We start from the raw sequence: 12413 nt of genomic DNA on the forward strand, positions 1-12413 counted from the left end.
ATGGTCAATAGCATCTATAGTGTGCTGATGGGTTATCGGTTATGCATTTGAGCGCCTAGTTGTGCCTAATAATAGTGTCCATATAGACTGTGGCTTAGCGACGTGGATTATGAATAAATTATTACTGATATTAATCTTTTTGATGCTAGGGTTACAGCTGCGCTTGTGGGCTGGCGAAGGGAGTTTGGGGCATTTGGTGTCATTAAAGCGCGACATGGCTAAGCAACAAGCACAAGTTGATATTCTCGAAGAGCGTAACCGCGTGTTATTTGCTGAGGTGTTAGCGCTAAAAAATGGCTCGTTAATGATTGAAGAAAAGGCCAGAACACAGCTTGGTATGATTAAAGAAGGTGAAACCTTCTATATGTTTGCGCAATAACAGTTGTCGCAACTTTAGTATCTTTGTCACTAAAGTATTTTTGTCGCTAGTGAGTCACGCGAGTCAGCCTTAATTGATAGGTGACTGATGGATTATTTCTGGGCATTTAAGCGCCTAGGGTGCTGGTATGGCGCCTAATTTCAGTGCCTCTGAAGAGTAATTTTTTTAGTTTTATTGTGATATTGATGCGGATGTCAGTGATAGACCGCGTGGTATTGTTATTTTCCTTTTGTTATTAGTTTTTTATGCCTTTATCTATTTCAACGAATCACCCTTCACCTTCGCCGCATTTTTGGGCTGTTGTACCGGCGGCGGGTGTCGGTTCGCGGATGCGTTCGCATATTCCAAAACAATATTTAAGGCTGGCAGGCCAAACCGTCATTGAGGTAACGCTAAACAAGTTGTTAGCGTTACCTCAACTACTGGGTGTGATTGTATGCTTGGCCGAAAGTGATGATACCTTTAAGCGACTAGATATTGCTTCTAACCCACGGGTGCACACAACAACCGGTGGTGGTGAACGCGCCCAGTCAGTACTTAAGGGCTTGCAGTATTTAAGTGATATTTCCCACTTTAATAACACTGATTGGGTATTGGTACACGATGCCGCTAGGCCTTGTGTGGCCGATGCGGCCTTGCGCGAGTTGATGAATGTGTGTTTGCGCTCGGCGGCACAGTACACCGGTGCTATTTTGGGGGCGCCTATTGCAGATACACTCAAAAGGGCGCAAGACGGTGCGATTGTGAGTACGGTGCCGCGCGAGCATTTATGGCAGGCGCACACGCCGCAGTGTTTTCCGGCGCAGGTTTTACGTGATGCTATTGATGAAAGCCTCGCGCAAGGGCACCTTATCACCGACGAGGCCAGCGCCATAGAATGGGTAGGCGGTAACGTACGTTTGGTGAGCGACTCGCGCGCCAATATCAAAATTACCCAGCCAGAAGATTTGGCTCTGGCCGAATTTATATTAACGCAGCAGCGGCGCTAAATCTTTACCCGTTGTAGCGACTGGGCTAACTGATCTTACGGGGGGTGTGCGGTTTAGTCCATAGCGATCATCTGTGGTACTTTTATCGGCTATTGAGCATTTCACGCGCATGTGCGAGCGAGGCTTTTGTGTCTACTGGCCCGCCAACCATCCTAGCCACTTCGCTAATGACAGCGTCATGCTGTAAATATTGGATGGTAGAGCGCACACTGTTTTTGTATTTGCTTTTTTGGACTAAAAGGTGATTGTGAGCTTTGCTCGCTACTTGTGCTAAATGCGTGACGCACAATACCTGCGCATTTGTACCCAGTTTCCGTAATAAATTACCGACCACATTACCCGTTGTACCGCCAATGCCTGCATCGACCTCGTCAAAAATGAGGGTTGGAATGGTGTGCGTTGTAGCGGTGGCCACCTGAATGGCCAGACCAATACGTGAAAGCTCACCGCCAGAGGCAATTTTATGTAAAGGCGCAGGCGGTTTGTTAGGGATTGTACTAATTAAAAAAGTGGTGTTTTCATCGCCGTGTTGGCTCGGCTGGGTGAGTGGCTCAAAGGTAATGCAAAAATTGGCATCGCTCATAGCTAATGTTTTAAGGTGCTGATTAATAGCCTTGCTGATTTTTTTAGCGGCAATAACACGCGCTGCCGTCAGTTGTTGGCTATTGTGATTGTAGGTGGCTTGGGCTTCGTTCACGGCTTCTTCTAGTGCTTGAATGTGTTCGTCGCTATTGTTGAGCTGGGCAAACTCTGCCAGTAGTTCCTGTTGATGGCTATACAGCGCTGCGGGGTTGATTTTGTGTTTGCGTGCAACCGTATAAATTTCGGAAAGGCGTAATTCAATGGCTTGTAAACTCGACTCGTCGCCTTCAAACGATAGTGCAAATTGCTCGATGGCATCGACGGCTTCTTGGTTGTGAATTAAGGCGGTATTAAATAGTTCATAAGCTTCGCTGCTATTAAGCCCTAATTTTTGTAGCTCTTTGATTTGACCGATAATGTGTGTGAGCTGATTTTGAATGCTAAATTCGTTGTCGCGGCTGGTATCGATAATGTTTTGGCTAATACTTTGACTAGCCTCGGCATTGGCAAGACGTTTTTGTTGGGCTTCAAGGTTTTGTAGTTCATCAGCTTGCAAATTAAGCTGTTCAAGTTCTTCGACCTGATATTTTAAGAGTTGGTATTGCGCGCTCATGGCGTCGGCTTGTTGCTGGGCGTGGCGCAGTGCGTTTTGGGCGCTTTGCCAGTGGTTAAAGGCATCTTTTACAGCTTGGGTTAAATGTGGGTAGTTGCCATAGGTATCAACCAATTTGCGTTGTGTGTGGTGGTTAAGTAATGCTTGATGCTCATGTTGCCCATGAATGTTAACCAATAGTGCCCCTAGGTGTTGCAGTTGTGTGAGTGTTACGGCGCGGCCATTGATAAAGCAGCGCGAACGGCCTTGCGGCGTAATGATGCGCTTGAGCTGATAATCGGATTGTGCTGGCAGGCCGTTATCGCTTAGCCATTGCTGTACTTTGGCTTGAATCACCTGATGACTTAATTCAAAAGAGGCGGTCACCTCGGCATTATTGGTAGGATCGCTAATGGCATCACCGCGCGCCTTATTGCCAATGGCTAGGCCAATCGCATCCAACAGCAAAGACTTACCGGCACCTGTTTCGCCAGTCAGTGTTGTGAGGCCACATTTTATTTCGAGGTTTAATTCATCAACCAATGTGTAGTTGTGTACATCAAGATGAGTGAGCATAAAGGTGCCTGCCAGAAGTAGAGTCTAGTGGTTATTTATACAGTACTTTTTTGCTTTTTTCCAATATTCAGTGTTTTGTCTTAGCAAAGCTCGTGCATTTTAAGCAAAAGCCTTGAATCACTCGTTGCAGTCCCCATTAAGTGCAGCATCGTTATGCTGGGGCTCTAAATAGCCTTTGTCTTTACTACCCATACCATTTTAGATACTTATCGTTTAGGAGAAGCAATCGTGAGCAAAGATCCATCTAATGTCGAAGACTTACAAGCCGAAGGCGCCATTGATGAGCAGTTGCAAGACGACCAAGTAGAGTTGAGCTCAGAGGCAGAAGAGATCGTTGAGCAAGATGAAGTGGCGCTGCTGCACGCCGAGATTGCTGCATTAAAAGAGCAGGCAGCTAATGCCAATGAGCAAGCGTTACGCGCAGCAGCAGAGGCACAAAATGCCCGGCGTCGAGCCGAGCAAGATGTTGAAAAAGCACATAAATTCGCGTTAGAGAAATTTGTTAATGACATGCTACCGGTAGTCGACAACTTAGAGCGCTCTATTGAGGCGGCAAAAGGTGAGCAAACACAAGGTGAGCAAAGCCATATAGAAACCCTGATCGAAGGTGTTGACTTAACCCTTAAGTCGCTCGTGGACGCGCTAAAGCGTCACAATGTTGAAGCGGTTAACCCTGCTGGCGAGCCGTTTGACCCGCAATTTCATCAAGCGATGTCTATGGTGCCCGACCCTAACGTGGAGCCCAACACAGTGATTAATGTTTTTCAAAATGGCTATACCCTGAATGGTCGTCTTGTGCGTCCTGCGATGGTGGTTGTGAGTAAAGCGCCGTAAGACTTTGTGAGAAAAACCTTAAAAAATTTGTGTTTAACAGTTGAAAATTAGCGGCGCGCAACAATATAGCTTGCAAGCCAAAAGATAAGGCAGCCAGCAGCGCTGCACATCCAGCGAAACATATTTAAATATTGATTTTGAGCCGTATGGCTCACTGAAAATCCGGCATTAGCCGCGAGGAGAAAATTATGGGTAAGATCATTGGTATCGATTTAGGAACAACCAACTCGTGTGTTTCTGTTCTTGAAGGTGGTAAAGCCAAAGTTATCGAGAACGCCGAAGGCGATCGTACAACACCTTCTATCGTCGCTTTTGCCGATGATAATGAAATTTTGGTGGGTCAAAGCGCCAAGCGTCAATCGGTGACTAACCCTACAAATACATTACATGCTGTTAAGCGTTTAATTGGCCGTAAGTTTACTGATGATGTTGTTCAAAAAGACATCTCGATGGTGCCTTATAAAATTGTTAAAGCCGACAACGGCGACGCTTGGGTTGAAGTTAAAGGCGATAAAAAAGCACCACCACAAATATCGGCTGAAGTCCTCAAAAAAATGAAAAAGACCGCCGAAGATTATCTTGGCGAAACCGTTACCGAAGCCGTGATTACTGTACCGGCTTACTTCAATGATTCGCAACGTCAAGCAACAAAAGATGCCGGTAAAATCGCAGGCTTAGATGTTAAGCGTATTATTAACGAGCCTACTGCGGCTGCATTAGCTTATGGTATGGACAAAGCCGAAGGTGATCGCACGATTGCTGTATACGACTTAGGGGGTGGTACGTTTGATATTTCGATCATTGAAGTCGCTGACGTCGATGGCGAGCATCAATTTGAAGTATTGGCCACCAATGGTGATACCTTTTTAGGCGGTGAAGATTTTGACTTGCGTCTGATTGAATATTTGGCCGCAGAGTTTAAAGCTTCTAACAACATTGATTTGCACAATGATCCATTAGCGTTACAGCGCCTAAGAGAAGCCGCTGAAAAAGCCAAAATTGAACTATCTTCTAGCCAGCAAACCGAAATCAACTTGCCGTACATCACTGCCGATGCCACAGGCCCTAAGCATTTAGTCATGAAGTTGACCCGTGCCAAGCTTGAGTCATTAGTGGAAGAGCTCGTTAAACGTTCACTTGAGCCGTTGAAAGTGGCGTTAGCTGATGCCGATTTGAGTGTAAGCGACATTGACGACGTTATTTTGGTGGGTGGTCAAACACGTATGCCAATGGTACAAAAGTACGTGGCTGAGTTTTTTGGCAAAGAAGCGCGTAAAGATGTTAACCCTGATGAAGCTGTTGCTATGGGTGCTGCCATTCAAGGGGCGGTATTAGCGGGTGATGTTAAAGACGTATTACTGCTTGATGTTAGCCCATTAACTTTGGGTATTGAAACTATGGGTGGCGTTGCTACACCATTAATTGACAAAAACACGACTATCCCCACTAAAAAATCGCAAGTGTTCTCAACGGCTGAAGATAATCAAACCGCTGTGACTATTCATGTTGTACAAGGGGAGCGTAAACAAGCTTCAGGCAACAAATCATTAGGGCGTTTTGATTTGGCGGATATCCCACCGGCACCTCGTGGTATGCCACAAATTGAAGTGACGTTTGATATCGATGCTAACGGTATTTTGAATGTATCGGCGAAAGATAAAGCCACTGGTAAAGAGCAGTCTATCGTTATTAAGGCTTCTTCAGGTTTAAGTGATGAAGAAATCGAAAAAATGGTACAAGACGCTGAGGCTAACGCCGAGAGTGATCGCAAATTTGAAGAAGTTGTCAGTGCACGCAATGCGCTTGAAGGCTTAATTCATGCGACCAAAAAGACGTTAGAAGAAGCGGGTGATAAAGCTTCTGAAGAAGAAAAAACTGCCATTACTGCTGCCTTAACGGAAGCCGAAGAAGCGGTTAAAGGTGAAGATAAAGAAAAAATGGAAGAAGCCACCAAAAAACTGAGTGAAGCTTCTGGCGGCTTAGCACAAAAAATGTACGCAGAGCAGCAAGCTGCTGGAGCAACAGAGGGCGCTAATGAGCAAGCGAGCGCTGAGCAAGCTGATGACGGCGTAGTTGATGCTGAATTTGAAGAAGTGAAAGAAGACAAGTAAGTATGAGTACTGAGTGCCCGCACCGCTAAGTGTGCGTGCACTCGGTGTGAGTACTGATATTTTCAAAAGCAGAGCGCAGCTCTGCTTTCCTTTTATAAACAACAGGCAAAATCTCCAACATGTCTAAGCGTGATTATTACGAAGTGCTCGGTGTTTCTAAGGGCGTCGATGATAAAGAGCTGAAAAAAGCCTATCGACGAATCGCTATGAAATGCCACCCTGACCGGAACCCTGGTGATGTTGAAGCAGAAGAGCAATTTAAAGAAGCGAGCGAAGCTTACGAAATTCTTTCTGATTCACAAAAGCGTGCCGCTTATGACCAGTATGGTCATGCCGGCTTAGAAGGTGGCGGCGGTGGTGGTTATGGCGGCGGCTCGGGTAATTTTAGTGACATCTTTGGTGATGTGTTTGGTGATATTTTCGGCGGCGGAGGCGGCGGTAGACGTGGCGGACCTGCACGCGGTTCTGACTTACGCTACACGCTCGAGCTTGGTTTAGAAGAGGCCGTTAAAGGAACCAGTGTTAAGATCAAAGTGCCGACGTTAGTCAGCTGTAAGCCATGTGATGGCTCGGGTGCTAAACCAGGCACTAAGCCTAAAACCTGTACAACCTGTGGTGGTGTTGGCCAGGTACGTATGCAACAGGGCTTTTTTCAGGTACAGCAAACGTGCCCAACGTGCCGCGGCAAAGGCAAAGAAATTGGTGAACCTTGCTCTAACTGTCATGGCCAAGGGCGTGTAGAAGAAACTAAAACACTGAGTGTTAAAGTGCCGCCGGGTGTGGATACCGGTGATCGCATTCGTCTGTCTGGTGAGGGCGAAGCCGGAACCGATGGCGGTCCAACTGGCGACTTATATGTTCAAGTGTCTGTCAAAGAGCATGAGTTTTTTCAGCGCGACGGTAAAAATCTTTATTGCGAAGTGCCTATTAGTATCTTTGATGCCTGTTTAGGTGGCGAGCTCGAGGTGCCTACACTCGATGGCCGAGTTAAGCTTAAAGTACCTGCTGAAACACAAACCGGTAAATTATTTCGCTTGCGCGGCAAAGGTGTAACACCTGTGCGCGGTGGTACAGCCGGTGACCTACTGTGCCGTGTTGTACTCGAAACGCCGATTAGCTTATCATCAAAGCAAAAAGAGCTGCTTAAAGAGCTAAAAGACTCGATGACTGGTGATAAGCATTCGCCTAAGCAATCTAGCTGGTTTGCTGGTATGAAAAATTTTTTTGGTGATATGAAGCTTTAAGCGTCTATATCTATAAAGGGCCCGCAGTGTTTTAATATGCTGCGGGCTTTTTTTATGCCTCTCGTTATCTCGTTACTATGCAACGGTTGATTATGTGTCACTATTCAGCGGTATCGAAATTGGGTACTGATGAATCATTGTCTGGGCCGCTCAAGCTATCTATGGGCGCTATATAAGCGCTGCCGGCACTTAAAGGCTCAGGAAATAATCTATCAGCACCCTATCAGGTGAATTTGGTCAGCTTGGCTGAGTATTATGATGATTTTTGGGTAGCTCTAGGGTGATGTATGCGGTTTGTATTAAATATTTTCTTAAAAGGCTTGGTTTTCACATTGCCGCTGGTTATTACCTTTGGTTTAATTTATTGGCTTTTTTTTAAGGCTGAAAATTTGCTCAAAACCCCTTTGCAGTGGGTATTGCCCGAGGGTGCTTATTTGCCGGGTATGGGTGTAGCATCGGCTGTGATATTGGTGTTTTTGGCCGGCATACTGGCACAGGCGTATGTGACTAAACATGTCTTGCGCTGGTTTGGCGAGCTGGTAGGTCATACACCACTCATTAAAACAGTTTACAATACGGTGCGCGATTTTATGGAATTAGTCGCAGGTGATAAAGAGCGTGCAATGCAGGGCGTTGTGGTCATTACGCTAGATAACGACTTACGCTTAATGGGGTTTGTTACCAACGATAATCTGACGATTGCACAGCATAGCGGGTTAGTGGCGGTCTATTTGCCGATGAGTTATCAAGTCGGAGGCTATACCTTGCTAGTCCCGCCAGAGCGTTGTGAGCATGTGGATATACCGGTAAAAACCGCGATGCAGCAAGTGCTCACCGCTCATATCTCTAAGTATTCGGCTACGCATCCTAAAAAAGAGTCGTGATGTAGAATGAGCACCGTTGTGGGAGTACATGCTATTACTGAGGTGTTTTTTTGCGTGAAATGCGTCACTCGATAGTGACAACCAATAGGTGCAGCGCCGTTATATATGCGCGTAGCCATAGATAAATAATGAATTGTTGGATGTAAATTTATGACAGTACGAATTGCCGTTGCAGGCGCTAACGGACGTATGGGCAAAATTTTAATTGAAGCGGTGCATCTCAGTGATACAGCTGAGCTTACCGTCGCGACTGTGCGCGCTGGGAGCTCTTTATTGGGTGTCGATGCGGGTGAATTAGCCGGTATTGGCAAGGTCGGACTACTAACATGCGACGATCTTAGCACGCAGTGCGATACCTTTGATGTGTTGATTGATTTTACACTGCCAGAGGCAACATTAGCGAATGCCCAACTCTGTGCTGCCAACGGCAAAGGTATGGTTATTGGCACAACAGGCTTTTCTGCCAGCCAAAAAGAAGCGTTACTCGCGTATCAAAAAACCATTGGGCTGTGCTTGGCTTCAAATTTTAGTACCGGTGTGAATTTGTGCTTTAAATTGTTGGATGTAGCTGCGCGGGTTTTAGGTGATGACGTTGATATCGAAGTTTATGAGGCCCATCACCGACATAAGCTTGACGCCCCTTCAGGGACCGCGTTAAGCATGGGGGAGGTGTTGGCCAAGGCAACCGGTCGGGACCTTGACCAGGTGGCTGTGTATGGTCGCGAAGGTCAAACCGGTGCCCGCGATCGTAAGACTATTGGTTTTGCTACTGTGCGCGGCGGCGATATTGTGGGTGATCATACGGTAAGCTTTTTAGCGGATGGCGAGCGTGTAGAGATTACACACAAAGCCACAAGTCGTATGGCATTTGCACGGGGTGCAGTGAGAGCCGCTCAATGGTTAACTGGGCAGCCTGCGGGCTTATTTGATATGCAAGATGTACTCAACCTGCAATAAGCGTACTGTATAGCTCGGCTATCTCTTTATTAGCGCGATCAGTCATGTGTTAGCGCCTTCTAGTTTGTTTTTATGCGGTGACTCATACCGCCACAAAGGAGCTGAAATGCCCTCGACGAATATCTTATGGCAAAAAATTGCGGATGAAGCCCGTGAACATGCCGTAAAAGAGCCCGCGCTCGCGAGCTTCTTACATGCAACAGTTTTAAACCATGACACACTGTGTGCCGCTTTAAGTTATTTGCTGGCCAATAAATTAGGCGGTTCAGAGGTTTCTGATCTGCAAGTGCGTGATGTGGTTGAGTCGGCGTTATCAGCGCAATCTACGATTGTGGAGTCGGCGAGCCATGATTTACAGGCTGTTTTTGAGCGCGACTCAGCCTGCGATAATTATTTATATCCGCTACTGTATTTTAAAGGCTTTCAGGCTTTACAAAGTTACCGTATTGCGCATTGGCTATGGGGCCAAAATCGCCATTGCTTGGCATTGTTTTTTCAAAGTCGGATTGCCTTAATTTTTGGTGTTGATATTCATCCTGCTGCCAAGCTAGGCAAAGGCCTAATGCTCGACCATGCAACCGGTATTGTGATTGGTGAAACCACAGTGATTGAAGACGACGTCTCAATTATGCAAGAAGTCACACTGGGTGGTACGGGCAAAGAAAATGGTGATAGACACCCAAAAGTACGCCGAGGCGTGCTAATTAGTGCCGGTGCTAAAATTTTAGGGAATATCGAAATTGGCGAGAATGCGAAAGTCGGTGCGGGCAGCGTGGTACTTAAAGCCGTAGAGGCGCACACAACTGTAGCAGGTGTACCGGCAGTAGTCATTGGGCGACCTATGAGCGCATCACCAGCGCTGGACATGAACCATGAAATTAGTTGCGATGAGCCTTGTAAGGAGCAATAAGCTAGCTTTGGCTGTTTGGTCAATACTCGACGGCTAGAAGTCACGAAGGCTAGGGCTGACTGTTGTAATATATACGTTCTTAGGTGGCATAAATATCTGTGTTATAGGGCGCGCGGGCCAGCTTTGTGAAAAGCGTGTAACAAGATAGATTCGCGCGGCACCCTTGTGCTCTAGCATTGGTAAATGCAGTGTTCACGTCTTTAAATGAGTTAGGTCAGAACGGATGTTAATGTCGCCTAAGTTACATCTAATAAACTTTTATGAGCCGAGGAGGAACTAGCTTTCATTGACGATATAATGGGATTATTTATCGGGCTAATTATGACGCTAGTTGAGGCCGTAATATTTTTGATAGGGCCAACTTTAGAGTTCGTATTACCACTAGGGCTCTATCTAGTAGAAGCAGTCATTTGGCTGGCTATATTTATCGTAGTGCTTCTTAAAAGTCTAATTAAGTGGAGAAAGCCAATAATACCCAAATGAACACCGCTGACTGGAGTTCGCGGAAAATTAAAATTGACTTCCGCTAAGTGGCATAAATATAGGCAGTGAAAGAATGCTAAAAGTAAAAAGTCATAACAAAGTATCCTGCCTCGTTCACTGGACCTCTGTTTCGGCGCTTCGTGCCTACACTACGGCCGCAAATTACGACGCTAAATATCTCAAGTGTTGAGGAAAGATCGTGATCGTAAAGGGATGACTTGTGTTGGTGTGATTCTTGAGTGACTTGCAGGGACATTCACTTAAAAGTTTGGGGGTAATGACGCCCTTTCGGCCGGATATAATAGGCTTTTCTTCTGGGCAGCGCTTCAACGGCAATTCGATTGATTTATTTTGTTTTAACTATATGACTGGCACTCAGGATGGGTATGGGGAGCATTTACCTGAATGACACGATTAATGAAGCTCGCCTTGGTTTTTATACCTTTCATATTTGTGCTTAAGGGCTGCGCTTATTATGTTAAGCCGATTGAGTATAGCTCTATTGGAACGTGTTTAAAGCTCAGGGCCAGTGCGCCAGCTATATAACATAACGTTAATCGTATAAATTGCTTAACAGGATTTCCATAATGCAGTGTTTATTATTAATTTTCTTATCTTTGACTTCCTGTGTTGTACATAGTTTTGAAAATAGCAAAGTTGGTATTGGTATATCAGAAAGTAATAAGTTTAGTTTATGGAATACCTCAATCGCTTATGCTGTTGCCAGGCAGGGGCTAAGAGTGGTAGAGCCAGATGAATCTATCAACGCCTATTTAGATAAAGGAGTATATGTATATTCACTTTCAACGAAACCATCAATCCAAAAAATTAAAACTGAAGGGCGTATTACAGAAAACAATTGGCCACTTACCCGCTGGCCTTATGAATCAATCGAACCAGAAATACCTTTTCGGTTAACAAATCACCAACTAGGCGAAATGGATTTTGGGGTTAATGCCTATCATTCATCACTGGGATGTTTAGATGACAGTCCGCTACGTTATGGTGATATAGAGGGTGATGGGGCTGCTGAGCTGATTCTTTTTTTAGGCAATGACTTAGTGATGTTTTCGCCTAGCTATGAAAAAACGGTATTCATGATACGTTACAGCATTGCTGACTGGTTAAGTACTACGGAAACAGCAACGTTTAACCTGCGACCATTAAAAAATGCAGACGCTACTGCGCAGTACCAATCTGCCATGGTAGCCAGTTCTTTACACCCTTATCGCCTGCCGGGTTACCGTGGTTATGCCAAAATTTTTATTGGCAATTTTGATGGTGATGTGCACCCTGACATTTTAGTGTGGCGCAAGTTATATGAATCTCATTTAATCAATAATTCCGTTCAAGGCTTCACTAAACTAAAAGATACATTTGTGCATTATGAGCAAAATCTTACAGCCCAAGCCACACTCAAAACTGGCGTAACCAGCGAATATCTCCCACAAAAAACCGACAGCGCAACAATAAAAAACTGGTTAAAAACCAGCAAGCTCACGTGGCAAAAAGGCTTTCCCAGTACCAGTGAGTGCGCAGGGCAAAAAGGGCAGCTAATACCCGAGATGCATGATGTTTTACTGAATGACCCTGACGTGTTGCAATAGGTTTTTAATACGGCGCTATTTTATAGCCGCTACGCCTAGGTGTAACGGCTTTTTTAGGTTTTTAGCGGCACTATTACGCCATTAATCGCGAGCCCTCGTTTCAGCGTGACTCACCAACGATGACGAGACTCAATTGAATATTAACGCCATCGAGCGTGAACAAGGCGGTATTGTTCAAAAGCTCCAAGATTTTGCAGCCCCAATGATTAACTCCACCGATCATTAAAACTTGCAGGGACACTCACTCAAAAGTTTACTTACAGGT

At 45.5% G+C, this 12413-nt stretch carries 10 protein-coding genes; 9 read left to right on the forward strand and 1 reads right to left on the reverse strand.

Annotation, left to right across the window (positions count from 1 at the left end; all coding sequences use genetic code 11):
* The first annotated feature begins 109 nt into the window (after window positions 1–109).
* Both AC438_RS13815 and ispD read left to right on the forward strand, forming a co-directional pair.
* Complete coding sequence (locus AC438_RS13815) at window positions 110–379, forward strand: FtsB family cell division protein (RefSeq protein WP_053981855.1); 270 nt, start codon at window positions 110–112, stop codon at window positions 377–379.
* A gap of 245 nt (window positions 380–624) precedes the next feature.
* Window positions 625–1368 (forward strand): 2-C-methyl-D-erythritol 4-phosphate cytidylyltransferase, encoded by a 744-nt coding sequence (gene ispD / locus AC438_RS13820; protein ID WP_053981856.1) that lies wholly within the window; start codon window positions 625–627, stop codon window positions 1366–1368.
* An 82-nt stretch (window positions 1369–1450) separates the two neighbouring features.
* On the opposite strand, the gene recN is transcribed toward ispD, so the two are convergent.
* Window positions 1451–3118, reverse strand: coding sequence for a DNA repair protein RecN (gene recN, locus AC438_RS13825; protein ID WP_053981857.1), 1668 nt, complete (start codon window positions 3116–3118; stop codon window positions 1451–1453).
* Between the two features lie 228 nt (window positions 3119–3346).
* Between recN and grpE the strand changes: the two genes are divergently transcribed.
* The 7 genes from grpE (at window position 3347) to AC438_RS13865 (ending at window position 12148) form a co-directional block, all read left to right on the forward strand.
* The gene (gene grpE / locus AC438_RS13830) at window positions 3347–3952 is read left to right on the forward strand and encodes a nucleotide exchange factor GrpE (RefSeq protein ID WP_156312598.1); all 606 of its coding nucleotides are present in this window, start codon (window positions 3347–3349) and stop codon (window positions 3950–3952) included.
* Between the two features lie 188 nt (window positions 3953–4140).
* A complete protein-coding gene (gene dnaK, locus AC438_RS13835) occupies window positions 4141–6063 on the forward strand; it encodes a molecular chaperone DnaK (protein WP_053981859.1) in 1923 nt (640 codons plus the stop codon).
* 119 nt (window positions 6064–6182) lie between these two features.
* Window positions 6183–7307: a molecular chaperone DnaJ gene (gene dnaJ, locus AC438_RS13840; protein ID WP_053981860.1), complete on the forward strand. Its 1125-nt coding sequence runs from the start codon at window positions 6183–6185 to the stop codon at window positions 7305–7307.
* A gap of 287 nt (window positions 7308–7594) precedes the next feature.
* The gene (locus tag AC438_RS13845; protein WP_053981861.1) at window positions 7595–8191 is read left to right on the forward strand and encodes a DUF502 domain-containing protein; all 597 of its coding nucleotides are present in this window, start codon (window positions 7595–7597) and stop codon (window positions 8189–8191) included.
* Window positions 8192–8341: 150 nt separating this feature from the next.
* A complete protein-coding gene (gene dapB / locus AC438_RS13850; RefSeq protein WP_053981862.1) occupies window positions 8342–9148 on the forward strand; it encodes a 4-hydroxy-tetrahydrodipicolinate reductase in 807 nt (268 codons plus the stop codon).
* 106 nt (window positions 9149–9254) lie between these two features.
* Entirely contained in the window at window positions 9255–10058 is an 804-nt protein-coding gene (gene cysE, locus AC438_RS13855; protein ID WP_053981863.1) for a serine O-acetyltransferase, read from the forward strand.
* A gap of 1070 nt (window positions 10059–11128) precedes the next feature.
* The gene (locus tag AC438_RS13865) at window positions 11129–12148 is read left to right on the forward strand and encodes a hypothetical protein (RefSeq protein WP_053981865.1); all 1020 of its coding nucleotides are present in this window, start codon (window positions 11129–11131) and stop codon (window positions 12146–12148) included.
* The last annotated feature ends 265 nt before the right edge of the window (window positions 12149–12413 follow it).

This window comes from Marinagarivorans algicola (assembly GCF_001292705.1).
Lineage (GTDB): Bacteria > Pseudomonadota > Gammaproteobacteria > Pseudomonadales > Cellvibrionaceae > Marinagarivorans > Marinagarivorans algicola.

What these genes read in the sequence shown, in the direction of transcription:
- AC438_RS13815 (WP_053981855.1), top strand. Translation starts at nt 110, where the DNA reads ATGAATAAATTATTACTGATATTAATCTTTTTGATGCTAGGGTTACAG.
- AC438_RS13865 (WP_053981865.1), top strand. Translation starts at nt 11,129, where the DNA reads ATGCAGTGTTTATTATTAATTTTCTTATCTTTGACTTCCTGTGTTGTA.
- dapB (WP_053981862.1), top strand. Translation starts at nt 8,342, where the DNA reads ATGACAGTACGAATTGCCGTTGCAGGCGCTAACGGACGTATGGGCAAA.
- dnaK (WP_053981859.1), top strand. Translation starts at nt 4,141, where the DNA reads ATGGGTAAGATCATTGGTATCGATTTAGGAACAACCAACTCGTGTGTT.
- dnaJ (WP_053981860.1), top strand. Translation starts at nt 6,183, where the DNA reads ATGTCTAAGCGTGATTATTACGAAGTGCTCGGTGTTTCTAAGGGCGTC.
- ispD (WP_053981856.1), top strand. Translation starts at nt 625, where the DNA reads ATGCCTTTATCTATTTCAACGAATCACCCTTCACCTTCGCCGCATTTT.
- cysE (WP_053981863.1), top strand. Translation starts at nt 9,255, where the DNA reads ATGCCCTCGACGAATATCTTATGGCAAAAAATTGCGGATGAAGCCCGT.
- AC438_RS13845 (WP_053981861.1), top strand. Translation starts at nt 7,595, where the DNA reads ATGCGGTTTGTATTAAATATTTTCTTAAAAGGCTTGGTTTTCACATTG.
- recN (WP_053981857.1), bottom strand. Translation starts at nt 3,118, where the DNA reads ATGCTCACTCATCTTGATGTACACAACTACACATTGGTTGATGAATTA.